We start from the raw sequence: 24,464 nt of genomic DNA on the forward strand, positions 1-24,464 counted from the left end.
CGCATGTCCGTCTTCCCGCCCTCTTCCTGTGCGCGCCTGATCGTCAAGGTCGGCTCCGCACTGCTCGTCGCGCCCGATGGAACGGTGCGGCGCGAGTGGCTCGAGGGGCTGGTCGCCGACATCGCCGAACGGGCCCGTGCCGGACAACAGGTGGCGGTCGTGTCCTCCGGCGCGATCGCGCTCGGCGCACGTCGACTCGGCCTCGCCAAGGGAGGCCGCGCGAGTCTCGAGGATGCGCAGGCCGCCGCCGCTACCGGGCAAATCGCGCTGAGCCAGGTCTGGGCCGAAATGCTCGCCGCGCAGGGCCTGACTGCCGCGCAGATGCTGGTGACGCTCGACGATCTGGAAGACCGGCGACGCTATCTCAACGCCGCCGCGACGCTCGGACGGTTGCTGTCGCTCGGCGTTGTGCCGATCATCAATGAGAATGACAGCGTCGCGACCGAGGAGATCCGGTTCGGCGACAACGACCGGCTCGCGGCCCGCGTCGCGCAGGCGGCAGGCGCACAGGGCGTCGTGCTGCTGAGCGACATCGACGGCCTGTACGACCGCAACCCCGCCCTCCCCGATGCAAACCATATCGCGCGGATCGAGCGGATCGACGGCGGGATCGAAGCGATGGCGGATCGCGGGTCGGCGTCGGGCATGGGCAGCGGCGGGATGGTCTCGAAGATCGCCGCCGCGCGCATCGCCAACGCCGCGGGGGCGACGCTCGCGATCGTCAGCGGAAAGATCGACCATCCGTTGTCCACCCCCGCCCGCCACAGCGTCTTTCTGCCCGAAAAGAGTGCCACGGCGCGCAAGGCATGGCTCGCGGGCGGCCTCACCGCGATGGGCGAGATCACGATCGACGCAGGCGCCAGTGCGGCGCTCAAGAACGGCAAGAGCCTGCTCGCGGCGGGGGCGACCAGGATCGTCGGCAGCTTCGCGCGCGGTGATCTGGTCACCGTCATCGACCCCGAAGGCCGCACGCTCGCGCGCGGCCTGAGCGAATATCACGCCACCGAAGCCGCCGCGATCGTCGGTCTTCGCAGCGAGGCGCAAGCTGCCATCCTCGGCTACGCGCCCCGCGCCGCGCTGATCCACCGCAATCATATGGCGCTGCTATGACCTCACAGATTCTCGCGATCACCGGCGGCACCGGCTTCGTCGGGAGCCGACTGATCGATCTGGCGCTGGCGGCGGGGCATACAGTCCGCGCGCTGACACGCCGGCCGCAGCCCGAACGGTCGGGGGTCACGTGGATTGCGGGCGCGCTCGACACGCCCGACGCGCTCGACACGCTGGTCGCGGGTTCGGACGTCGTGCTGCACGTGGCGGGCGTGGTCAACGCGCCCGACCGTGCGGGGTTCGTCGCCGGGAACATCACCGGCACGCAGGCAGTGGTCGATGCCGCCACGCGCGCGCAGGTCCGCCGGTTCGTCCACGTCTCCTCGCTAGCCGCGCGCGAGCCCGACATTTCGATCTACGGCTGGTCGAAGCGCGAAGCCGAATCGGTTGTTGAGGCCTCCACGCTCGACTGGACGATGATTCGTCCCCCGGCGATCTACGGTCCCGGCGACATGGAAATGCGCGACCTGTTCCGCATGGCGAGCAAGGGGGTCGCCTTGCTGCCCCCCGGCGGTCGCCTGTCGGTGATCGAGGTCGGCGATATCGCTACGCTGCTGCTGGCGGTCGCGGAGACCGATCCGGGCAAGCTGATCCTGGAGCCTGACGATGGCCGTCCGGATGGCTGGAGCCATGCCGAACTGCTCGGCGCGATGGGCATCGCCTCGGGCCGCAAACGCGTCGTGCCGATCGCCCTCCCCCGCTTCGTCCTCGATCTGATCGCGCGGGGCGATACGATGCTACGCGGAAAGGCGGCGAAGCTGACGCACGACCGCGTCGGCTACATGTGCCATCCCGACTGGACGATCGACCCGGCCAAGCGGCCATCCTCAGATCTATGGACCCCGCAAGTTCCCACCGCGCAGGGCCTCGCCAACACCGCGGCATGGTATCGCGCGAACGGCTTGCTATAGGCGGTGCATAAAGCCGCCGCATTTTGGCGGCACAGCGTACCCAGTTTCAAGGACCGAGCATGAGCGACCGCCAATCCATCTACGACACCGTCACCGCGCAGATCGAGCCGTTCAACAAGAAGGGCGTGACGCTGAGCGACGCGACCACCTTCCAGGGCGATCTCGAATGGGACAGCCTGACCGTGATGGATTTCGTCGCCGCGATCGAAGACGAGTTCGACATCATCATCACGATGAACATGCAGGCCGAAATCGAAACCGTCGGCCAGCTCGTCGACGCCGTCGCCAAGCTCAAGGGCTGATTTTACGATGACCGAAGCCGCTGCCACCGCCCACGCGCTCGCCGAGCCCGAGACTGTCGCCCCGGAACGCGACCTGATGAGCAAGTTCGACGGCCTGATCGCCGAACGTCAGGCGCTGCAGGATACGGGCGTGCGCGACCCGTTCTCGATCGTGATGGACGAGGTCAAGTCGCCGACCGAAGCGGTCATCAAGGGCCGCGACACGATCCTGCTCGGCACGTACAATTACATGGGGATGACGTTCGACCCCGACGTCCTCGCGGCGGGCAAGGATGCGCTCGACAAGTTCGGGTCGGGCACCAACGGCAGCCGGATGCTCAACGGCACCTTCCACGATCATATGGAAGTCGAGCAGGCGCTGCGCGATTTCTACGGCGTCAGCGGCGCGATCGTCTTCTCGACTGGCTATATGGCGAACCTCGGGATGATCTCGACGCTCGTCGGCAAGGGCGAGTACATCATCCTAGACGCGGACAGTCACGCCTCGATCTACGACGGCTGCAAGCAGGGCAATGCCGAGATCGTCCGCTTCCGCCACAATGACGTCGCGGATCTCGACAAGCGGCTCGGCCGCCTGCCCAAGGAAGCGGGCAAGCTCGTCATCCTCGAGGGCGTCTATTCGATGCTCGGCGACATCGCGCCGCTCAAGGAAATGGTTGCGATCGCCAAGAAGCACGGCGCGATGGTGCTATCGGACGAGGCGCATTCGATGGGCTTCTTCGGTCCGAACGGACGCGGCGTGTACGAGGACCAGGGCTGCGAGGCGGACGTCGATTTCATCATCGGCACCTTCTCCAAGTCGGTCGGCACGGTCGGCGGGTTCTGCGTCTCGAATCACCCGAAGTTCGAGGCGATCCGCATGGCGTGCCGCCCGTACATCTTCACCGCATCGCTGCCGCCGTCGGTCGTCGCCACCGCCGCGACCTCGATCCGCAAGCTGATGCACGCGCACGACAAGCGCCGCCAGCTCTGGGAAAACGCGCGCGCGCTGCACGGCGGGCTCAAGGCGCTCGGGTTCCGACTCGGCACCGAGACGCCGCAGTCGGCGATCCTCGCGATCATCCTCGAGGACCAGACGCAGGCGGTCGCGATGTGGCAGTCGCTGCTCGAGGGCGGGCTGTACGTCAACATGGCGCGTCCCCCAGCCACGCCGGCGGGGACCTACCTGCTGCGCTGCTCGCTGTGCGCCGAGCATACGCCTGCCCAGATCGCCACAGTACTTCGGATGTTTGAAGCCGCCGGTCGGGCGGTTGGCGTGATCGCCTAATGTCGTTACGGGCGCAACCGCCACTATCAACGGACCTGACCATCGGCTAAGATCGCGTAATGACCGGGGACATGGGCGAGACGGCGGGGGGCGCGGCGTCGGGCACGACGTGGCGCTCTTTCGCGCTGGTGACGATGGCGATACTCGGCGTGCTGGTGCTCGTCGCGCTCAGCTGGACGTTGCGGGAAGCAGACCGGCAACGGGATCGCGCCCTGGCTCTTCAGAAGCATAGCTATGAAGTGATGATCCTGTCGGCCAACCTGTCCGGCACGCTCGCTCGCGCCGAGGCGTCCCTCGGACGATACGTCATCAGCGTCGACGATCGTCTGGGCCAGGCCTATTCGGCCGATTGGCAACTGGCCTCCCAGCAGATCAGCCGCCTGAAGCAGATCACGCACGACAATCCCGACCAGCAAGGAGCGATCGAAGCGTTGCGGCGGGCATTCCGGGTGCGCAGCAACGAACTCGGCGATATCGCATTGAACACGTTCTACAAGCGCAACGATCAGGCGCTGGCGTTGTACTACAAGGCCCGCCAGGCCCCATCGCGCATGGCGATCGACACGTTGCTCGACACGATCGGGACTCAGGAACGCACGGTACTCGACCAGCGCACCGGCGCAGCGCTTGCATCGGTCGCCCGTTCCAGTGCCATCGCGAGCACGCTCGGCGTCTTTGGCGTCCTGATCCTGCTTGGCGCGCTGGCAATGGGCTGGATGACGGTCACCGCGCTCGGTCAACGCGCGGCCGCCCGGGCGGAGGCAGAAACCGAGCGCGACCGCTCGTTGGAGCTGGAGGCTGCGGTCGCCAAGGCGTCGGCGGAATTGCTCAAGCAGGAAGCCAAGCTGCGGCAGGTTCAGAAGCTCGAGGCCGTGGGGCAGTTGACCGGCGGTATCGCGCATGACTTCAACAATATGCTGGCGGTCGTGATTGGCGGGCTGGAGCTGGCGCGCCGTCATGTCGGCGATGATCCGCAAGCCGCGCAACGCCATATTGCAAACGCAGCCGAAGGCGCGGATCGCGCGGCCGCCCTCACCCGACGCCTGCTCGCCTTTTCGCGCGAGGAATCCCTGCGATCGGAAACACTCGATCCGGCAACGCTGATTGGCGGCATGTCGGACTTGCTCGACCGCACGCTCGGGGATGGAATAACCGTCGTCGTGCGGCACGAATCGGACGGAGGCTGGATGGTCCGGTCCGATCGCATCCAGCTGGAGAACGCCGTTCTCAACCTCGCGGTGAACGCCCGCGACGCGATGGATGGACGCGGCCAGCTCACCATCACCGTGTCGCATGCGACTTTTGCCCAGGGTGACATCGGCACATGCGCTGCCGGAGACTTTATCGCGCTTGCCGTGTGCGACACCGGGTGCGGCATGCCGCCTGAATTGGTCGAGCGGGTGTTCGAGCCGTTCTTCACGACGAAGCCCTCCGGCAAGGGTACCGGGCTGGGGCTGAGCCAGGTTTTTGCCTTCGTGCGGCAAGCCGCCGGCGAAGTGGTTCTGGAATCGACCGTCGGCGTGGGAACGACGGTCACCTTATACCTGCCGCGCCACATTGCGCCGACCACGACCTCGGTGATCGGTGCATTCCCGGCGGCGGCCACGCCGGAGCGCACCGCGCTCGACATTTTCGTGGTGGAAGACGACCCGCGGGTACTCAACGCGACCATGGGCGCGCTGGAGGAACTCGGGCACCGGGCGGTCGCGTGCGACGATCCGATCATTGCGCCCGGAGTGCTCGACGGCCTCGGCAACGTCGATCTGATCATCTCGGACGTCCTGATGCCGGGGCGTACGGGGCCCGAGCTGATCGACACCGTCACCCCGCAGCGGCCCGACATGGCCGTCCTGTTCGTCACCGGCTATGCGGGAGAAGCCGGCGGAGAAGCCCAATTCGGCGGGCGCCATGTCCTGCGCAAACCGTTTACGCTGGCGGGCCTGGCCCGCGCCATCGACGCCGCCGTACAGGATCGTCCTCCGCACCCCGTCGACAGCATTGCCGCCGAATAACAGTCTGGTGGCGGACTTCCTCGCAAACCGGGACAAGGATTAGGTAGCTCCGTCCGCATCGCCGCGATATAGCCGGCGCATACCCGGCATCCGCACGGGTCAGAGGCCCTCTTCCTGCCATCATGAAGTCCATCGACCGCTACATGGCCCGGCTTATCGCGGTGCCGCTGTTTTCGACGCTCATCATCTCCGCGATGCTGCTGGTGCTCGACCGGATGTTGCGGTTGTTCGACTTCGTTGCGACCGAAGGCGGGCCGGTCAGCGTGGTGTGGCGCATGCTCGCCAACCTGCTCCCGGAATATCTAGGTCTCGGTATCCCGATCGGACTGATGCTCGGCATCTTGCTTGCCTTCCGCAAGCTCGCCACGTCGTCCGAGCTCGACGTGATGCGGGCGGTGGGGATGAGCTATCCGCGGTTGCTGCGCGTTCCGTACATGTATGCAATCGCGCTCGGCGCGATCAATCTGGCGATTGTTGGCTTCGTCCAGCCGGATGCCCGCTATGCCTACGAAAAGCTGCGGTATGAGCTGCGTACGGGCGCGCTCGGGGCATCGATCAAAGTGGGCGAGTTCACGCATTTCGGCAACGACATGACCCTGCGGATCGAACAGAGCCATGAATCCGGACGCAGACTATCCGGGATCTTCCTGCGGCGTGACGACAAGAAGGGCGGATCGATCGCGATCACGGCTGCCAACGGCCAGTTCTTCGCGACGGACAATCCCGACGAGATCATATTCCGGCTCGACGAGGGAACGCTGGTGCGGACCGAGGCGAAGGTCCCGACGCCACGCGTGCTGCGCTTCACGGTATTCGATCTGCCGATCCCACTTCCAAAGACGGAGAATTTCCGCGTCCGGGGGGCCGAGAACCTCGAACGGACCCTGCCCGAATTGGCGCGTATCGGCAGCGACCGGGCCGCGCCGCGGGAATTGCGCGATACCAGCCGCGCCGCCTTCCACTTCCGCACCGCCGAGGTTCTGACGATCCTGTTGCTGCCGCTGCTGGCAATTTCCCTGGGCGTCCCGCCGAAACGCTCGACATCGGCGCTAGGCGTCTTCCTGTCGATCATCATGATCGTCGCCTATCACAAGGTCAACGAGTACGCCCAAGCCGTCGGCGGCCTTGGCAAGATTGATCCGCTGGTCGCGATCTGGGTACCGTTTCTGATTTTCGCAGGGCTTACGCTCTGGATGTTCCACACCATTGCCTTCGTTCCGGGCGGTCAGCCGATCGGTGCGCTGGAGCGCGTGTTTGCAAAGCTTGGCAAGGCGATCCTCAAGCTGCTTCCGGGCCGCCGGGAGAAGACAGCATGATCCGCGCCCTGTTCCCGTCGCGAACCATCGCCATCTATATGGGACGCATGTTCCTGATCCGGACCTTCGCGGTACTGGCGATGCTCGTCCTTATTCTCCAGGCGCTCGACCTGCTCAGTGAATCGGGCCACATCCTTGCGCATCCCGGCAACGGCGAACCGCAAGTGTGGCAGTATCTGACACTGCGGATCCCGGAGATCATTGCGCAATTCCTGCCCTTCTCGGTGTTGCTTGGTACGATCATCACCCTGTCCACGCTCAACCAGAACAGTGAGGTCATCGCGCTGAAGGCGTCCGGCCTGTCGGCGCACCAGGTGCTGGCGCCGCTGTTGATCACCAGCCTCGGCGTTGCCCTCATCTCGTTCACGTTCAATGACCGGGTCGTCAGCCGTGCCACCGCAACGCTCGATGCCTGGCAGAAGGTCGAATACGGTCCGATGCCGATCGATCGCGGCGACCGGACCAACGTCTGGGTGCGCGATGGTGACGATCTGATCCAGGTCGAGCGCGTACGCGGCATGGGCGACCACGCCAAGCTGACCAACGTCACGCTGTTCGACCGCACCAACGGGTCCCTCGTTGCGATCGTTACCGGTCAGAATGGCGTGCGCGACGGCCATGGCTGGAAACTTACGCCAGCGACGCGATTCGATGTTGCGACTGGCAAAAAGACACAACTTCCGGCCATCGTCATCGGGCAGTCTGTCCGCCCCGATCAGTTCACTTTGGCGACGATCGACGCGGGCGGCTTGTCGTTCGGTGCATTGCGATCCGCGATCGCGGATCTGGGTGCGGGCGGGCGTCCGACCAAGGCCCTCGAAGGTGCGATGTGGCATAAATTGTCGGCGCCGTTGTCGTCGATCCTCATGCCGCTACTGGGTGCCGTCGCCGCCTTTGGCCTGGCACGATCGGGCAAGCTGTTTGTCCGCGCCGTGATCGGGATGATGCTGGGATTTCTCTATTTCGTCGCCGACAACTTCGCGCTCGCGATGGGTAACATCGGCGCGTATCCGCCGTTCCTGGCAGCTTGGGCGCCGTTCCTGCTGTTCTTCATGATCGGCGAAGCGGTGTTGATCCGAACCGAGGAATGACGGGGGTCAGACGGCTGAACCCGCAACCCGTAGCGTTGCTGACGCGGCACCGGCTTCACGCTCACATGCTGCCCGGCACCAAGGACAGGCGACGTAGCCCCCGGACCGTTTATGGAACGGTAGACGATAGCCGAACCGTTCGTCCGACGTCTGGTCGAACCGTTGCTACGGGCACTCTGCCAAGATCCCGGACCGCTCCCGGCACCCGTCGGATGCCGTGCGCGACCCTAGCGGGCGCGGACCATCGTGCTGCGCACCAGCCGGGCAACCAGGCCAGGAAGCCCCGCATAGTTCGATTTGTGATACGGCGAGTCCGGTGCGAGCGTCGCGACCAGGCGCCGATGCGCCTCGTTGAGGGCATGATACGGAACGCTCGGCAGCAGGTGATGCAGCGCGTGATAGCGCAGGCCCACGGGTGCCCAAAGCACCGGCAGAAGCGCAGGCGGCGGCACGTTGACGGTATCTAGATACTGCGCCGTGACCGTCATCGTTTCCCCGTCGTTGTCCCAAAGATGCGCGACCAGAGTCCGCACCTGGTTCAGGACATAGACGCCGGAGGCAACGCCAAGCGCAATCGCGAACATGTGCAACGGGAACACGCCGGCCACTACCGAAGCGATCAGTCCGATTGCCCATACGCTGCACGCGCCCTCGAGCCAGCGCCATTGCGCCGCCACTTCGCCTTCGGGCATGCGCCGACGGAACTGCGGATTGATCGACAATGACGAAAAGCGCGAGACCAGCAGGGTCCGCATGCCGGGCACCACCAGCGACAGCGGCGTCAGCACCGCATAGCGGAACAGCAAGGCCATCGGCGCGAGGATCGAGGACACCAGGAACAACGGCAGGGTCCACGGCTTCATATGCGCCAGCGGCAGATACTCGGGATCTTCCGCTGTCCCATACCGCGTCTTGGCGTGGTGGAGGTTGTGCACGCCTTCATACATGAAGGACGGCACCAGCAGCGGAACGCCGACCACCGTATTGAAGCCCAACCGGAACCCGGGCACCGCGCTATGCTTCATGTGCGACACTTCGTGGATGAACATACCCGCCCGATACAGGCCGAGAATCGCCACCCCCGCCGCAACCAGGGCCCAGCCAACCGACCCGATCGTCATTGCGACGACGAGGCCCGCATACCCCACCGCAGCCGAAGCCAGCAGGTCGGTCCAGTAGATAGCGGGCTTGGGGGCATTCAGGTCGCGCGTAAGCTCGACCACCGCCCGCAGCATCGCCTTGTCGTCGGTAATGGCCGACAACGGCACGCGCGAAGGCGGCGTCGTGCGCTCATCGGCGCGGCGGTCGAAGGTCAGCATCGTTGTCGTCATGGAGGTAGCCATTGCAGGAAGATAGTGGCTAGATCTTGGCAAAAACAGGGGTCCAAGCCGTATCGGCCATGCAACGACTTGACTTAGCGTACCGGGCGCGGGAGGGCGCATGCTTTCAGCAAGGTGACTTATCCCGTGACCAGTGCTTCCATCGCCATTCGCCCGATCGCCAGCAAGGCTGATCGGAAGCAGTTCGTCGATCTCCCGTTCCGACTGTATAAGGACGATCCCAACTGGGTGCCGCCGCTGAAAGGCGAAGCGCTCGGCCTGATCACGCCCGAAAAAAACGGCTGGTTCAGCCATGCCAAGGCGCAGCTGTTTCTCGCCGAACGCGGCGGCAAGGTCGTCGGGCGGGTCGCCGCGCACATCGACACGCTCGCGCTGACCATGAATCCCGCTCAGGGCTTCGGCCCGGGGTGCGGGCAGTTCGGCCTGCTCGATGCCGAGGATGGCATCGTCGCCAACGCGTTAATTGCTGCTGCCGAAGGCTGGTTGCGGCATCAAGGCATGAACCGCGTGCTCGGACCGATCAGCATGTCGGTATGGGAGGAGCCCGGACTCCTCGTCGACGGATATGATCACCCCCCGACGATCATGATGGGCCACGCCAAGCCCGAATATCGCGACTGGATCGAGAATGCCGGGTACACGCGGGTCAAGGAATTGCTTACCTACGAACTCGACATCACGCTTCCCTTCCCGCCGCTGCTGCAACGGATCATCGCTTCGGGCGAAAAGAACCCGCGGATCCGCATCCGCGAGGTCGACAAGACCAAGTTCGACGAAGAAGCGGCGATCATCCTCGCCATTCTGAACGACGCCTGGTCCGACAATTGGGGCTTCGTTCCGCTGACGGAGCCGGAGATCAAGGACGTTGGCGTCAAGCTCAAGCCCATCGTCTTCAACGACCTGATCCGGATCGCCGAAGTGGACGGACGGCCGGTCGCGTTCATGATCACTTTGCCCGACCTGAACGAGGCGATCGCCCCGCTGAACGGCAATCTGCTGCCGTTCGGCTGGGCCAAACTGCTGCTGTGGTTGCGTAAGCCCAAGGTCAAGACGATGCGCGTGCCGTTGATGGGCGTGCTCAAGGAGTTGCAGTCGTCCCGCATGGCGAGCCAGCTCGCCTTCATGATGATCGAATATATCAAGCGCGCCTCGGTCGCCAATTACGGCGCGACCCGCGGCGAGATCGGCTGGATTCTCGAGGACAATCAGGGAATGCGCTCGATCGCCGATGCCATCGGGTGCCATGTGAACAAGCGGTACTGGATCTACGAAAAGGCGCTGTAGCGCCTTCGGGGCGGCGGGCTTGCGGCGGACGGGCCGCAAGCCCCCTCCGCTCATTTGGCAGTCGGGTCGAAGCCTTCCGCAAGCCACTGCGCGCGTGTTTTGCATGTCCGATACACGATATGCGACCCGGTCGGGGTATCGACGATGCAATAGCGCTGAGGGTTGGAGGCATCCGCCGTCTGGGACGACGCGTTCGACGACACGGCGGTCGGCGCGGCCGCTCCGCCATCGGGCTTGGCGTGATCGCGAGCAACGGCTGGGCTAGCGGCCGCTACCGCGCCTCCGACGAGCATAGCTACGAGCTTGAACATGATTTCCTCCGCATACCGTTGCCAGAAGTGGCGCCGGTATGCGTGTTACTGCATTATGCGTGCCATACACCTCGTTCGCGCAATTTCCGTCACTTAGTGATTTTTCGTTGCGAGACCGCTGGGATATCTTGCCAACATTGCGAACGTTTCGCCATCCTATGGTGCGACGTCCGGTTGGCTTGGATACCGATGGCTAATGTCTTCTCGCCAGGCCGCGCGGCGCCCCCGCAGCTGGCCTAACATCGCCAGCGCAGGCCGGTCCGATGGCGTTTACCGTCTGCGTTACCGCAGTGTGACCCAGGTCGGCGCGTGATCGCTGGCTTTCTCGCGCGCGCGATAATTCTTGTCGACACCGGCGTCGGTCAGCCGATCTGCCGCGATGGGGCTGAGCAGCAGGTGGTCGATCCGGAAGCCTGCGTCGCGCTGCCAGGCGCCGGCCTGATAGTCCCAGAAGGTCCAAACACCGCCCCCGGGATGCCGCGTGCGCAATGCGTCCGTCCAACCCTGCGCGATCAGCGCGCGCAGGCCAGCGCGGCTTTCGGGCTGCATCAACGCGTCTTCCTGCATCGCCCTGACGGAATAGGTATCGTCGTCATTGGGAATGACGTTGTAATCGCCTGCCAGCACGACCGGGCGCTCCTCCGCCAACAAGTCCCGCGCGCGTGCGGCGAGCCTGTCGATCCAGCGCAGCTTGTAATCGAATTTGGGTCCGGGGCGCGGGTTGCCGTTCGGGAGGTAGATCGACGCAACGATCAAATCGTCGATCTCCACTTCGAGATAGCGGCTATGGTCGTCTTCGGGTTCACCGGCGAGACCGCGCTGGCGCTCGACGGGTTCCGCCCCGCGCGCGAGGACCGCGACCCCGTTCCAGCTTTTCTGACCGTACCAGACCACGCCATATCCGGCAGCCCGAATGTCGGCCTCGGGAAAGGTTTCGTCGCTGGTCTTGAGTTCCTGGAGGCACACCACATCGGGCTGCTGCTCTGCCAGATATTCCAGCAAACGCGGCAGACGCGCCTTGATGCCATTGATATTGTAGGTGACGATTTTCACGTGCGGGGCCCCTGCTGGTCGGGGCGGACGTTACACCGAGAAGCTGGAACCGCAACCGCAACCGGACGCCGCATTCGGGTTGGTAACCCGAAACGCCGCGCCACCGAGTTCCTCGACATAGTCCACCGCCGCACCGCGAACGAGATCCAGGCTGACCGAATCGACGACCAGGCGCACCCCATCCAGTTCGGCAACCGTATCGTCGGCGTCGACCGTGTCGGCGAAACCAAAACGGTATTGGAAACCCGAACAGCCCCCGCCATCCACCGCCAACCGCAGGATCGCCGGCTTGCCCTGCTTGGCGGCGATCGCTGCCACGCGCACGGCGGCCGAGGGTGTCAGCGCGATTTCAGGAGCGAGCAATGTAGCCATGGATGAAAGATAGGCTCTCGTGACGGCATCGGCAACCGGCAGCCGGATCAGTCTGCCGCGTCCGCTGCCGCCGGGCCTCCAACCGATACCGGGATCGCGTGGATCGACTTGTCCTGAGCGGCGACGAGATAATCGGCGGTCTGCAGGAATGGCACCGGGTTCACCGCGTGGCCATCGATGCGCACTTCATAATGAAGATGGGGCCCCGTGGAGCGACCCGTCGAACCGAGCAACGCGATCAGTTGCCCGCGATGGACATGGGTCCCCGCCTCGACGAGGATCTTCGACAGATGGCCGTAGCGCGTCTGGATGCCCTTGCCATGATCCAGCTCGACCAGGTTGCCATACCCCCCGGCACGCTCCGCACGGTCAACGACTCCGTCGGCGGTTGCATAGACGGGTGTGCCCATCGGGCCAGGAATGTCCACGCCAGCGTGCATCGCGGCTGTGCCGCGGAATGGATCGGAGCGGATGCCGTAGTTGCTGGTGTAGGCCAGATGCTCGACCGGCTGCGCCGACGGAATGGCAATGACCCCCTGCTGCAACGTATCGAGCTTCTTCCACGTCATGAACAACGAGCGGAACTGCGTGTCGGCGCGGAGGTCCGCCTCGGCGGCGGCGCTGCTGGCAGCCTCGAACGGCCCGCCCATCGCGGGCTGCTGACGTTTCACGAGGCGCTCCGGGGCGATACCGAGGCTGCGAATGTGCGCAACCGTGCGGGATAGCCGCTGATCCGCCACGCGCCGAACGTCGCCTGCTGCGGCGAGTTGCTGCGCCTCGACCTTCTTGAGCGGTGCCACCACATCAGCCGCGACCGCGTCGGCCTTGGGATCGATGATCGGGGTGGGCTGCGACAGCAATGCGACATCCGCCTTGCCCCCTACCGCCGCGACCAGCAACGCCTGGCGTTGATCGACGCGAACCGCATGCGCCGCGACCGCAGCGCGGATGGTGGCGACGTCGTGCTGGAGCCGCGCGACACTGAGCCGCATCTGCGCGACCTTGATTTCCGGTGATTGCGGGGTTGCGACAATGCCGGTCATCGTTGCCGCGCCGACGGCCGCCTGGGCTACGCCATACGCCGAAAAACACATGGACACCGCAGCAACCGAAGCTGCCACGGCCTGGGCCCGCGCGCCGATGCGAAAACGCTTGAGGTCGCGGCCATCTTGCAGAATGAAATCGCGGGTCTTGAAGTAGGTGCCGACGCGCGAGGCGAACCGCGCTGCGGACGCAATCGAAATGACATTCGTTTTCATTGGACCCCGACGACCATTTGCGATTGCCGGAAATTCCAGCTCCCGCTCCTCTTCGACCGGTCTCAGCCCCCCGAAACCAGCCATGATCGTTTTGACGGAACTTTTTCCCATACGGCAAGTCGCGTAGCGGCCATGCGCGTCGAAACGGCTGAACGCTACGGCGAGTCGTTGAATTGGCTGTCGTACGCCACGTTAACCACGCGAATCGTCAGGAAAGCGTCCGCACGGCGTCGAGGACCTGGTCCACGTGGCCAGGCACCCGCACCTTGCGCCAAACCCGAACGAGAATGCCGTCTGCATCGAACAGGAAGGTCGATCGGTCGATCCCCATGTAGGTCCTGCCGTAGAGGGTCTTCTCGACCCAAGCGCCAAACGGCTCGAGTGCCGTCTCGGTATCGTCCGAGGCCAGCGGCACGATCAGGTCGTGTTTGGCGGCAAACTTGCGATGTTTCTCCGCCGTATCCCGGGAAACGCCCAACACTGCCGTACCCAAGGCGCGAAAGTCCTCGTAAGCGGCGCTGAAGTCCTGCGCCTCGCGCGTACATCCGGGCGTGTCGTCCTTGGGATAAAAATAGAGGACGAGCGGCTTGCCGACATAGCCGCGCAGATCGATCCGGCTCCCATCGGACGCACACAGGTCCACGGCCGGAATCATCCCGCCTTCCGCCAACGCCGTCATGCTCCGCCTCACTCCACTTGCGCCAACCATGTCGCCACTTCCTGCCGCGTGGCATCGAGCGACGCAACCACCTGTTGCCAGTCGGGCATGTGGAGCGCTTCTGCTATCAGCACTTGCGTCGCCACCCCCGGCGGCTGCGCGGATGGCGCGACCAGCCGCAGCGTGACAAGCAGACGGGCCAGCACGTCATACGCCCGCGCCATGCCAGCCGGAGCCACGCCCGCCTCGATCAGGGCATCGATCGCGCGGTGCAGATTGGGATCGAAGCCGAGCCGATGGGTCAGCTGGGCCATATGGACCGCGAATTCGAGATCGACCAATCCGCCCGGCAGCAGCTTGGCGTCCAGCGGTCCAAGCGGCGGTTTGTGCTGCGCCATCTCGCGCCGCATGCCGCCCGCGTCGGCAAGGATGTCCCGCTGCGGACGGTTGCCGCGCAATACGTCACCGATGATCGCCTGAACGGCCGCCCGCGCATCGTCGGATCCGAAGATGGCGCGCGCCCGGGTCAGCGCCATATGCTCCCAGGTCCACGCTTGCGCGCGCTGATAGTGCGCGAACCCGTCGACCGAAACGGTGAGCGGCCCCTGCGTGCCGGAGGGGCGAAGCCGCGTATCGATCTCGTACAATGGACCCGACGCCGTCGGCACCGACAGGGCCGCGGTCAGCCGCTGCGCCAGCCGATTGTAATAAAGCACCGCACCGAGCGGCTTTGCGCCATCCGACTCCGCCAGATAATCCCCGGTGAACAGATAGATGAGGTCCAGGTCGGACGCATGGGTCAGCGCACCGCCGCCAAGGCGCCCCAGCGCCAGGATCACCAGCTCGCTACCGGGAACGACCCCGTGCACCTGCGCAAAAGCCTCGATCGTCGCCTGCGCGAGCACGCCGATCGCCGCCTCGGCAACCCTTGCATAGCCGGCCGACACGTCCAGCGGATCGGCCACCCCCGCCACGATCTGAGTGCCGAGCGCAAACCGCTTTTCGCCGACCATCCGGCGAACGTGATCCAGTTTCGCCTGATAATCCTCGCCGCCGGCCATCTCGTGCATGAGAGCAGCCACCGGGCCGACCGGATCGAGCGCGCTCGCATCGATCAGGCCGTCGAACAGTTCCGGGCGCCCCGCGAGGTCTTCGGCGAGCGTTACGGCATGGCTCAGGACGAGGCCCAACAGCCGCGCGAGCGCCGGTCGCGCTTCCAGCAAACGGAAGAAATTGACCGCGCTCGTCAGCCGCGCCAGCATCCGGTCGAGCCGGATGATCGCGTCATGCGGATCGGGCGAACGCCCGAGCGCGAGGATCAGCCCCGGCAACACCGCCTCCAACGCAGCGCGGGCCGCTGGGCTGCGCAAGGCCGGATAGCTGCCGCTCCGCCATTGCTCGATACGCTGCACGGCGGTCGTGGTGTCGACAAACCCGGCCGCAGCGAATTGCGCGGTCAACGCGGCCCGGTCGAAGGACAACGCATCGCCAGCATCCGGGTCGAGGCCGTCATAGGTCCGCGCCGTCGCCGCGACGTGCGGCGAAAGCACCGCAAGCAACGCGGCGCCGTTCGCCACCCCGTGCAGCCGCGCGACGCCTTCCAGCGCATCACCGTCCGGCAACGTGTGCGTCTGGCGGTCCTCGATCATCTGGACACGATGTTCGATCGTACGGAACAGCGTGTAGGCATCGCAAAGCGCGTCCGCCTCCTGCCGATCGACCCACCCCGCCTTGGCCAGCGCCGCCAGGGCATCGCGGGTTGCGGGTACGCGCAGCTCGGGATCACGACCGCCGTGGATCAACTGATGGATCTGGGTGAAGAATTCGACCTCGCGAATCCCTCCCCTGCCACGCTTGAGATCAAACCCGGGCCCGAAGGCCTGGCCCTGCGCATAATGGTCGCGAATGCGGCGCGATATCCCGCGGATCTCGCCGATCGCCCCGAAATCCAGGGCACGGCGCCAGACGAACGGTGCGACGGCGGTGAGGAAGCGCGCGCCAAGCGCGACATCGCCCGCGGCGACGCGCGCACGAATGAACGCCGCGCGCTCCCACGGCAGGGCAAGCGATTCATAGTAGGAGATTGCGGCGTCCACCGACAGGGCGATCGGCGTGACCTCGGGCGACGGCCTCAGCCGCAAATCCACGCGCAGCACATACCCGTCGCCATCGCGCGCCTGGAGGAGCTCCACGACGCGCCGTGCGATCCGAACCGCCGCTACCTCCGGCGCTTCGCCGCGCCGACACGGCAGGGTTTGCGGATCGTAGATCAGGATCGGGTCAATATCGGACGAATAGTTGAGCTCGCGACTGCCCTGTTTGCCCAGCGCGATTGCCGCAAAACCAACCGGCCGTGCGTCGGGCGTCCGTTCCTCGATCGCGGTTCGGATCGCCGTGTCGAGCGCAAGATCCGCGAAATCGGACAGCGTTCGCGTAACCGTGGTGAGATTGTCGATCCCGGCGAGGTCGCCAATTGCGACGCGAAGCGCCAACCGCCGTCGCGCGAGACGCAGACGCTGCGCGACCGGCAGACCGTCCAGATCCTCGGTCAGCCCGTCGAGCGGCGGGAGTTCGCCCCGCATCAAGGCCTGCGCCAGCACCGGCTCGCGGTCGAGAATCAGCGCAAGAAACGGAGCATCTCGCCGCGCTCGCTGGACCGCCCACACCACAGCTTCGTCGACTTGCATCGTTCAATACGCTCCGCCGCAATTCTTATCGACTTCCCGGCGCGCAGAGCAACAATACGGCGCATCGATCGTTATGGCATGATGCGCACGCTTTCTGCCATTCCTTCGGAACTGTCGATGCACGCTGCGTGCGTCATCGCTGCCCCACGGCGCGGTGACATGTTGAGCGCGTCTTTGAAGTGCGCTTACCAGTGTGAAGCGGACAACCCGTCAGACTTCGATCATCTTCTGAAAGCACTCGACCAGATTGGTCTGGGCTCCGTAGGCACTACGATCAGGACCGGCGATCGCGACTGAGATCGTCTACCTCGCCCATGATCGTGTCGAGGGCGCTCATTCCCGGCTCATTGGTATGCGTGCGGCGCGACGGTAGCGAATTGTCCCCCATAACGGCTTCAAGCGCAACGCGACCACGCGCGACGCGGCTCTTGATGGTTCCTACGGCAACGCCGCAGATTTCAGCCGCTTCCTCATAGGCGAAGCCGCCTGCGCCCACTAGGATCAGCGCTTCTCGCTGCGGCTGCGGGAGATGCAGCAATGCGCGCTGCATGTCACCCAGCTCGACATGCTTGTCCTGGCTGGCAGGCGCGGCGAGGATCCGATCCGCGACCAGATCGTCCCACTCGCCCTTGAAGCGCGCACGACGCATCTGCGAAAGGTAGAGATTGCGCAGGATGATGAAGGTCCATGCGCGCATGTTCGTGCCAGCCTGGAACCGCTGCCGTGCGGCCCAGGCTTTCATCAAGGTTTCCTGCACAAGATCATCCGCAAGATCGCGATTGCCGGAAAGCGATCGTCCGAACGCGCGGAGATGCGGAATGACCTGCGCCAATTCCTTTTTGAATTCGGGATCGGACAACGCAACGTGCTCGACCGCTGGCGCGTCGTCCTGAAAGTCGTCCTGATCGATCGCGTCGGTCATGAAATCCTGTCTCGTAGCGGCCTACGCCACACATGGGGATAACTTGCCGCAAAGTCCATCAGCGACCCTGCGGTTATCCCCGTACCAATAAAGTTTAGCGGTTGAAAACCAGCAAGATGACCGCAAAAAGTACGACCACCAAGGCAAGCGATATGCCCAGGACGTACCGCGTCACATGGGGCGTCGCACCGGCGCGGGCATCATCGCGGCCAACCCTGATCTTGTCGTCGTCGGCCATCCGTGCCCCGCTTCGTTCTGATTCCGTATCGTATGGAACCCTAACTTACGGACCCCGCCAAGGGTTCCCGACGACCGACGGGAACCCTCGCAGGCATCGGCATTCAGATCGCGGGAACGGTCGTCTGGTCGAAGAACAACGCTTGCGCGATCGCCGCCTTGACGGTCGAACGCTGGAACGGCTTGGTTATCAGGAAGGTCGGCTCGGGACGCTCCCCGGTCAGCAGGCGCTCAGGGAAGGCGGTGATGAAGATCACCGGCACTTCGAACTCCGCCAGAATGTCCTTTACGGCATCGATGCCCGAGCTGTCGTCGGCCAACTGGATGTCGGCGAGCACGAGGCCCGGACGATCCTCCATGGCGAGCGCAACGGCCTCGTCGCGCGTAACCGCGACGCCCGTCACATCATGCCCGAGGTCGCGCACGATCGTCTCGATGTCCATCGCGATGATCGGTTCGTCCTCGATGATGAGCACGCGCGCCCGGGTCTGCTTCTCGATCTCGGACAAGGCTTCGGCCACCAGTGAATCCACTTCCTCCGGCTCTACCTCGATCAGGTAGGCCGCGTCTTCCGGGGTAAAGCCCTCCATCGCCGTCAGCAGAAGCGCCTGCCGCGACAACGGTGTCATTCGAGCGAGACGGGCCCGCGCGATCGCTTCCTGCCCGTCGCCATCCCCCGCGCTCATGTTCTCCGGCGTTTCATCGTAGTTCGTCGACGTCCAGATCGCGTGGAACATGCGATACAGACCAAGCCGCGGATCGACATCGCGCGGGAACTCCTCTGGCGCCGCGACGATTGCCTCCAGCGTCGCACGAACATACCGGTCACCGTGCGTCTGGCTACCGGTCAGGGCGCGGCCGTAGCGGCGCAGAAAGGGAAGATGGGGGGCGAGCTGCTGTCCAAGCGACATGGCTGTCGGGGTCTCCGTGATGGGTCGGTCGGGTGGTCTTGTGGAAGCGCCCCCCGGCATATGCAACGCGTTTTCTGGCTTCGACATGGTCGAAACTTAAATTCACATCGGAAGGGGAACAATCGAAGCGCTATTTGGTTTCATGACCCAATCGGGCCGATTGCATTCTTCGTGCAGCGGTTTTCTCAAGCCGGATTGTTACGGCAGCATTTTGACTCTATCCGGGATCCGGATCTTAGGGGGATGGCATTGCGTTCGGGCGACGACTCTTTGAAAAAGCCGGGAGCGGCCGTGGCGCCGAAGACCGGGGGCTCTGCCGCGGGTGCGAAGGTGCAAAGCAAGGATCGCGACATGGGCGCGGCTCTGCGAACCGTGTATCAGCGCACGGTCGAGGAGGAGATCCCGTCAGAGATGCTCGACCTTCTTGGCAAGTTAGACTGATCCTGCGGTGACCGAATTCGCGGGCGACACTACCCCCGCGCGGACAGGCCGAAAGATCGACCGCGTCCCGACGGGAGCCAAGGTCTTTCTGATCCTCAGCGCGGCGCTGTTGCCGTTGGCCATCATCGCATTTTTCGCGACGCTGCGGACGGCCGAGCTGGCCGATGAGGCGACGCGTGCGCAAATGCGGGTCACCACCACCGAAAGTGCCCGCAAGCTGGCGATTGAGCTGATCGGCGACATGACGGCGCTGCGGGTATCGCTCAACGCGCTGGAACTCGATGCAGGCGACGCACCGAGTTGCGCCCGGGCGCAGGGCGTCTTCGCGCCCCAGCTCACGGCAGGCACGCGGTTCGCGATCACCGACGCACGCGGGCGGGTGATTTGCGGTGCGCCCCTGCCGGTTGCCGCGTCGGCGGCGCCGCCCAGCCTGGATGGCCCCGTCACGGCGCGGATCTACCCGGGTCGCGGCCTGACGCTGTCGACCACCAGCAGTTCGGGCCGGACGCGCGCGGCGGCGTATTTCCCCGCCGCGGTGCTCGAGGCGGTCTCGGCTCCAAGCGCATACGCCCAAGCGTACGAATCCGAACTCGTTCTGGATCGACGCACGCTCACGTTGCAACAGCTCCCACGCCAGAACCCGCTCGAACGCCGGACAGCGCTCTCGATGCCGATCGGCGTCGATGACATTGCGCTCGTGACCCGTACGCCGACCGCGCCGATCACGTCTCCGGTCCTGATTGCACTGGTCCTGCCGATCGTGATGTGGGCGGCTGCCGCCGGGATCGGCTGGTTCGTGGTCGATCGGTTGCTGATCAGGTCGCTTCGCCAGTTGCGGAGCCGCGTAGCGTTGTTCGTCCCGGGCGAAGAAATCGATCCGGGCGTGATGCATGCCCTCCCCGCCCAGGAAATTCGGGAACTGGGCGAGACCTTCCGCGCCATCAGCCGTACCGTCGCGGAGCACGAGGCGGGGCTGGCCGAAGGGCTTGTCCGCCAGACCAGACTGACCCGCGAAGTGCATCACCGCGTGAAGAACAACCTTCAGGTCATTTCCAGTCTCATCAATTTCCACGCGCGCGCCGCCCGCAGCCGCGAAGCCGCCGATGCCTATGCGTCGATCCAGCGTCGCGTCGACGCGCTGGCCGTGGTGCATCGCAACCACTTTGCCGAGATCGAGGAAAATCGTGGCCTGCAGCTCCGCTCGGTCATCGGCGAACTTGCCGCCAACATCCGCGCCACCGCACCGGAAGAGGCGCAGCTGAGCATAGCGCTGGATATCGCGCCGTTTCTGGCCAACCAGGACATTGCGATCGCGATTGCCTTCCTGATTACCGAGATCGTCGAACTCGCGATCACCGTCAACGCGACCACGCAGGTGCGGATCTCGGTATCGAGCGATCCATCGGAGCAGCGCGCCCTATTGCGGATCAACTCGCCGTCGCTCGTCGATAGCGATGCGATGCGGACCCTGGTGCAGGAACGCTACGGTCGCGTCATCGAGGGGCTGTCACGGCAGTTGAGGTCGAAACTGCACTATGATCCGCTGGTCGGTGCGTATGAAATTTCGGTCGCGATCACCGGCCGCGACTGACGTAACCGTCATTACGAAAAATACGCAGACGCGATGTTTTTGCTGGAACCAGACAGCGGGCAGTCCGTTTTATGCTTCGGATAGCGAATTTATGCCCCCCCGCTCTCGCTATCCGCAACATGGGCCCGGTCGCGCTTACCCCTCCCCCCCCCCGGTGGCGCGTCCGGGCCCAATTCTCCCCAGCATCGTCGGAATTGTCTTCGAGCGCGCCGATCGCGCGTTGGAGCCGGAACGATCTTGCCGCTGGATCATTCCGTTCCCAGGCATCCAACCTTGGCTGGAAGCTGATCGTCAAAGGAGATTCGTATGCGTAAGGTTCTTAGTCTCGCTCTCATCGCCAGCGCCGTTCTGGTCAGCGCTTGCAACACCGTCGAAGGTGTCGGCAAGGACGTGAAGTCGGCCGGCAACACCGTTGCCAAGACGGCAGACAGCGCGAAGTAAGCGACGCTTCAGCATTGAAAAAGGCCGTCCCCGGGTGCCGGGGGCGGCCTTTTTTTTGGATAGGTAAGCCAGGGAACCGCAGCTGGCTGACCGATCGGTCAGCTTTCGACGAGATCGGTCTTTTCGGCCTTCTTGCGGCCGCGCTCCGAAAACCAGATCGCGATCAGCGCAAGTTCGTAGAGCAGCACCAGCGGCACCGCGAGCATGATCATCGACCCAGCGTCCGGCGGCGCAAGAACGAGCGCCAGCGCGAAACATCCGACGATCGCATAGCGCCGGGCGGCAACCAACTGCTTGCGGGTAACGAGGCCGGCACGTTCGACGATCATCAGCACGACCGGCATCAGGAATGCGATCCCGAAGCCAAACAGGAACTGCATGATGAAATCGAGGTAGCTCGCCACCGACGTCAGGGCTTCCTGATGCACGCCCCCGAGGTTGCCCTGGAAACTGAGCAGGAAGTGGAGCGCCGCCGGAACGGCGACGAAATAGGCCATCGACGCGCCCATCGCGAACAGGACGGGCGTGGCGATCAGGAACGGCAGCAAGGCGCGCTTCTCCTGCCGGTACAGACCCGGCGCGACAAAGCCCCAAAGCTGGTTCGCAATGACCGGAAAGGAGATCATCAGCGCCGCGAACAGTGCGATCTTGAGCTGCACGAAAAAGCCGTCGAACACGCCGATCGTGACGATCTTCGTCTGTCCTGCCTTAAGCAGCGGCTGGACCAGAATGGCGAAAATATCCCGCGAAAAGACATAGGTCACGATGACGGCGACGAACACGGTCGCCAGCGAATAGAAGAGCCGCCGCCGGAGCTCGATTAGATGGTCGAGCAACGGGGCGCGGCTCGCCTCCAGATCATCGACGGGGGCGTTCATGACTGGACCGCGCGGGACGCGGGCGAAGCGGGACCTGCCGGGGGCGTATCGGCCGCCGCGGGCTGCGCGGGGCCGGCTGGCCCGTCATGTGGCGGCAGCAGCACGGGCTGCTCGACGGTATGCGGTGCCGCATCCTCCTCGGCGGCGGAGGCAGCGGAGTCCGCCGACGGCAGCATCTGGACCGGCGTCGGTGGATGTTCGCGCATGATGCGCTCATTCTCCGCCGCCCATTTCTTTTCCATCTCGTGCAGTTCCGCCTCACGCAGCATCGAATCGAAGCCCGATCGGAACTGCGTCGCAACCCCGCGCACCCGCCCGATCCAATAGCCTGCCGTGCGCATCGCCTTGGGCAGGTCCTTGGGCGGGATGACGAGCAAGGCTACGACCCCGAGAATGATCACCTCAGACGATGCGACGTCGAACATGCAGCTACCGGTCCGAAATCAGACTTCGCGGTCGCGAACGCGATTGCCGTCGCGGTCGAACACAGGGTCCGCTGCCGCCTTGGCTTCGATCCGGCTCGGCTCGCGGCCCGGCTCGTCGTCTTCGGCCATGCCCTTCTTGAACTGCTTGATGCCCTTGGCGACGTCACCCATCATGCTGGAGAAGCGACCGCCGCCCAGCACGAGGATGGCGATGACGCCGAAAATGAGCCAGTGCACAAGGCTGAAACCACCCATGGTCAATCTCCTAGGAATTCATTCTATCTAGTCTTCATCGTACGCGTTTGCCACCTCCATAGTTTCAAACGCGAGATCGATGGGATCAAGAAGCCCTGCCGCCTTGAGGTCCTCCAGCCCGGGCAGATCCCGACGGCTGGCCAATCCGAAGTGCGCAAGGAACTCGGCTGTGGTCGCATATAGCAAGGGACGGCCCGGCACTTCGCGCCGCCCGGCGGGCCGGATCCATCCGGCCTCCATCAACACGTCGAGCGTTCCCTTGGAAATCTGAACCCCGCGGATCGCCTCGATTTCCGCGCGTGTCGCGGGTTCGTGATAGGCGATGATGGCCAGCGTCTCGATTCCCGCGCGACTGAGCTTGCGCGGTTCCTCGTGGGTGCGCCGCAGCAGGTGCGCCATGTCGGACGCTGTCTGAAAGTGCCAGCGATCCCCCCGCCGCACGAGTTCGATCCCGCGACCGGCGTAATCGGCCTGCAACCGCGCAAGCGCCGGCTTGACCTCGACCCCGCCGAGATGGGTCCGGATCGCATCCGCGGTCATCGGTTCGGTAGCCGCGAACAGCACCGCCTCCACGGCGCGGACCGTTGCGTCAGGCGGCGTCACGCAGCGCCCGCCACGATCGCGCGGATATACAGTGGCGCGAATGGTGACTGCTGGCGCAGCTCGACCTTGCCTTGCTTCGCCAATTCGAGCGCGGCGAGAAAGGAGGATGCGAGCGCGGACTTGCGGAACAGACCGTTCGCATCGTCGGGCAGGAACGTCTCGATGACGCTCCAGTCGATCTGCGCGCCCACCAGCCGCGACACGCGCGCGAGCGCTGCCTCCAGCGTCATCACCGGGCGCTGGGCAACGATGTGCATCACCGGCCTGGTTCGTGCCGTGATCACCCCATAGGCCGATATCAGATCGTAGATTTCCGCCTGCCACAGCGCCTTGCGCATCGTCCGCAATCCCTCGGGCGCGCCCCGCAGGAACACGTCGCGCCCGACCCGGTCGCGGGAGACCAGCCGCGCACCCGCTTCGCGCATCGCACTCAAGCGTTCGAGCCGAAGGTGCAGGCGCAACGCCAATTCCTCCGGCGATGGCTCGATTTCGGGATCGCGCGGCAACAGCAGCGCTGATTTCAGATAGGCCAGCCACGCTGCCATCACGAGATAATCGGCGGCCAGCTCGAGGGTCGCCTTGGCATCCTCGACAAACCGCAGATATTGGTCGACCAGCGCGAGGATCGAGATCTGCTTGAGATCGACTTTCTGGTTCCGCGCGAGGGCGAGCAGCAGGTCCAGCGGACCTTCCCAGCCTTCGATATCGAGCGTGAGGGTTTCGGGCGTGTCGGTCATGCGTTGCGTGGCACGCTACCAAATTCGCGCATGGAGGGGGAGCGGCTTGT

At 64.7% G+C, this 24,464-nt stretch carries 26 protein-coding genes; 11 read left to right on the forward strand and 15 right to left on the reverse strand.

The genetic code is table 11. The features are described 5' to 3' along the window. Positions 1–3: 3 nt before the first annotated feature. From proB to lptG, 7 genes are all read left to right on the forward strand, one after another. Positions 4–1,110, forward strand: a complete 1,107-nt coding sequence (proB, locus tag L8K25_RS04400) for a glutamate 5-kinase (protein WP_242137668.1) — start codon at positions 4–6, stop codon at positions 1,108–1,110. Next, the gene (locus tag L8K25_RS04405; protein ID WP_242137669.1) at positions 1,107–2,021 is read left to right on the forward strand and encodes an NAD(P)H-binding protein; all 915 of its coding nucleotides are present in this window, start codon (positions 1,107–1,109) and stop codon (positions 2,019–2,021) included. Before proB ends, L8K25_RS04405 begins: the two co-directional genes overlap by 4 nt. Before the next feature lie 59 nt (positions 2,022–2,080). After that, positions 2,081–2,323 (forward strand): acyl carrier protein, encoded by a 243-nt coding sequence (locus L8K25_RS04410; RefSeq protein ID WP_010162746.1) that lies wholly within the window; start codon positions 2,081–2,083, stop codon positions 2,321–2,323. 7 nt (positions 2,324–2,330) lie between these two features. Beyond that, positions 2,331–3,590 carry an aminotransferase class I/II-fold pyridoxal phosphate-dependent enzyme gene (locus L8K25_RS04415; protein WP_242137670.1) on the forward strand — a complete coding sequence of 420 codons (1,260 nt, stop codon included), beginning with the start codon at positions 2,331–2,333 and terminating at the stop codon, positions 3,588–3,590. A gap of 59 nt (positions 3,591–3,649) precedes the next feature. Further along, positions 3,650–5,602 carry an ATP-binding protein gene (locus L8K25_RS04420; RefSeq protein ID WP_242137671.1) on the forward strand — a complete coding sequence of 651 codons (1,953 nt, stop codon included), beginning with the start codon at positions 3,650–3,652 and terminating at the stop codon, positions 5,600–5,602. Positions 5,603–5,745: 143 nt separating this feature from the next. Next, the gene (locus tag L8K25_RS04425; RefSeq protein WP_242137672.1) at positions 5,746–6,918 is read left to right on the forward strand and encodes an LptF/LptG family permease; all 1,173 of its coding nucleotides are present in this window, start codon (positions 5,746–5,748) and stop codon (positions 6,916–6,918) included. Then, on the forward strand, positions 6,915–8,009 hold the full coding sequence (lptG, locus tag L8K25_RS04430) for an LPS export ABC transporter permease LptG (protein WP_242137673.1): 1,095 nt from the start codon (positions 6,915–6,917) through the stop codon (positions 8,007–8,009). The genes L8K25_RS04425 and lptG overlap by 4 nt, the downstream gene beginning before the upstream one ends. Before the next feature lie 227 nt (positions 8,010–8,236). On the opposite strand, the gene L8K25_RS04435 is transcribed toward lptG, so the two are convergent. Then, entirely contained in the window at positions 8,237–9,340 is a 1,104-nt protein-coding gene (locus L8K25_RS04435) for a fatty acid desaturase (protein WP_242137674.1), read from the reverse strand. Positions 9,341–9,475: 135 nt separating this feature from the next. On the opposite strand from L8K25_RS04435, the gene L8K25_RS04440 reads away from it, so the two are divergent. After that, on the forward strand, positions 9,476–10,633 hold the full coding sequence (locus tag L8K25_RS04440; protein ID WP_242137675.1) for an N-acetyltransferase: 1,158 nt from the start codon (positions 9,476–9,478) through the stop codon (positions 10,631–10,633). A 50-nt stretch (positions 10,634–10,683) separates the two neighbouring features. Here the strand turns inward: L8K25_RS04440 and L8K25_RS04445 are convergent, their stop codons facing one another. The 9 genes from L8K25_RS04445 to L8K25_RS04485 form a co-directional block, all read right to left on the reverse strand. Beyond that, a complete protein-coding gene (locus tag L8K25_RS04445; protein WP_242137676.1) occupies positions 10,684–10,944 on the reverse strand; it encodes a hypothetical protein in 261 nt (86 codons plus the stop codon). Positions 10,945–11,226: 282 nt separating this feature from the next. Beyond that, positions 11,227–11,997, reverse strand: coding sequence for an exodeoxyribonuclease III (xth, locus tag L8K25_RS04450; protein ID WP_242137677.1), 771 nt, complete (start codon positions 11,995–11,997; stop codon positions 11,227–11,229). A gap of 30 nt (positions 11,998–12,027) precedes the next feature. Continuing rightward, entirely contained in the window at positions 12,028–12,369 is a 342-nt protein-coding gene (gene erpA / locus L8K25_RS04455) for an iron-sulfur cluster insertion protein ErpA (protein ID WP_242137678.1), read from the reverse strand. 47 nt (positions 12,370–12,416) lie between these two features. Next, the gene (locus L8K25_RS04460) at positions 12,417–13,628 is read right to left on the reverse strand and encodes a M23 family metallopeptidase (protein WP_242137679.1); all 1,212 of its coding nucleotides are present in this window, start codon (positions 13,626–13,628) and stop codon (positions 12,417–12,419) included. 208 nt (positions 13,629–13,836) lie between these two features. Next, positions 13,837–14,307: a peroxiredoxin gene (locus L8K25_RS04465; protein ID WP_242137680.1), complete on the reverse strand. Its 471-nt coding sequence runs from the start codon at positions 14,305–14,307 to the stop codon at positions 13,837–13,839. Positions 14,308–14,315: 8 nt separating this feature from the next. Next, positions 14,316–16,973 carry a DUF294 nucleotidyltransferase-like domain-containing protein gene (locus tag L8K25_RS04470; RefSeq protein WP_242137681.1) on the reverse strand — a complete coding sequence of 886 codons (2,658 nt, stop codon included), beginning with the start codon at positions 16,971–16,973 and terminating at the stop codon, positions 14,316–14,318. A gap of 274 nt (positions 16,974–17,247) precedes the next feature. After that, on the reverse strand, positions 17,248–17,895 hold the full coding sequence (locus tag L8K25_RS04475) for a sigma-70 family RNA polymerase sigma factor (protein ID WP_242137682.1): 648 nt from the start codon (positions 17,893–17,895) through the stop codon (positions 17,248–17,250). 94 nt (positions 17,896–17,989) lie between these two features. Continuing rightward, positions 17,990–18,133 (reverse strand): hypothetical protein, encoded by a 144-nt coding sequence (locus L8K25_RS04480; RefSeq protein ID WP_242137683.1) that lies wholly within the window; start codon positions 18,131–18,133, stop codon positions 17,990–17,992. Positions 18,134–18,236: 103 nt separating this feature from the next. Beyond that, positions 18,237–19,043 carry a response regulator gene (locus L8K25_RS04485; RefSeq protein WP_242137684.1) on the reverse strand — a complete coding sequence of 269 codons (807 nt, stop codon included), beginning with the start codon at positions 19,041–19,043 and terminating at the stop codon, positions 18,237–18,239. Positions 19,044–19,286: 243 nt separating this feature from the next. Here L8K25_RS04485 and L8K25_RS04490 point away from each other — a divergent pair, with 243 nt between their 5' ends. From L8K25_RS04490 to L8K25_RS04500, 3 genes are all read left to right on the forward strand, one after another. Continuing rightward, positions 19,287–19,484 carry a NepR family anti-sigma factor gene (locus tag L8K25_RS04490; protein ID WP_242137685.1) on the forward strand — a complete coding sequence of 66 codons (198 nt, stop codon included), beginning with the start codon at positions 19,287–19,289 and terminating at the stop codon, positions 19,482–19,484. 7 nt (positions 19,485–19,491) lie between these two features. Continuing rightward, the gene (locus L8K25_RS04495; protein WP_242137686.1) at positions 19,492–21,075 is read left to right on the forward strand and encodes a histidine kinase dimerization/phosphoacceptor domain -containing protein; all 1,584 of its coding nucleotides are present in this window, start codon (positions 19,492–19,494) and stop codon (positions 21,073–21,075) included. A 306-nt stretch (positions 21,076–21,381) separates the two neighbouring features. Beyond that, positions 21,382–21,516: an entericidin A/B family lipoprotein gene (locus L8K25_RS04500; RefSeq protein ID WP_242137687.1), complete on the forward strand. Its 135-nt coding sequence runs from the start codon at positions 21,382–21,384 to the stop codon at positions 21,514–21,516. A gap of 98 nt (positions 21,517–21,614) precedes the next feature. Here the strand turns inward: L8K25_RS04500 and tatC are convergent, their stop codons facing one another. From tatC to L8K25_RS04525, 5 genes are read right to left on the reverse strand one after another with little or no spacing between them, the layout of a single operon-like run. After that, positions 21,615–22,394, reverse strand: a complete 780-nt coding sequence (gene tatC, locus L8K25_RS04505; protein WP_242137688.1) for a twin-arginine translocase subunit TatC — start codon at positions 22,392–22,394, stop codon at positions 21,615–21,617. Beyond that, positions 22,391–22,819: a twin-arginine translocase subunit TatB gene (locus L8K25_RS04510; RefSeq protein ID WP_242137689.1), complete on the reverse strand. Its 429-nt coding sequence runs from the start codon at positions 22,817–22,819 to the stop codon at positions 22,391–22,393. The genes tatC and L8K25_RS04510 overlap by 4 nt, the downstream gene beginning before the upstream one ends. A gap of 18 nt (positions 22,820–22,837) precedes the next feature. Further along, complete coding sequence (locus tag L8K25_RS04515; RefSeq protein ID WP_242137690.1) at positions 22,838–23,074, reverse strand: twin-arginine translocase TatA/TatE family subunit; 237 nt, start codon at positions 23,072–23,074, stop codon at positions 22,838–22,840. A gap of 27 nt (positions 23,075–23,101) precedes the next feature. Continuing rightward, positions 23,102–23,677, reverse strand: a complete 576-nt coding sequence (gene scpB / locus L8K25_RS04520; protein ID WP_242137691.1) for an SMC-Scp complex subunit ScpB — start codon at positions 23,675–23,677, stop codon at positions 23,102–23,104. Next, positions 23,674–24,414: a ScpA family protein gene (locus L8K25_RS04525; protein ID WP_242137692.1), complete on the reverse strand. Its 741-nt coding sequence runs from the start codon at positions 24,412–24,414 to the stop codon at positions 23,674–23,676. Before L8K25_RS04525 ends, scpB begins: the two co-directional genes overlap by 4 nt. Positions 24,415–24,464: the final 50 nt, after the last annotated feature.

The sequence above is a fragment of the Sphingomonas sp. TREG-RG-20F-R18-01 genome (assembly GCF_022662475.1).
Lineage (GTDB): Bacteria > Pseudomonadota > Alphaproteobacteria > Sphingomonadales > Sphingomonadaceae > Sphingomonas.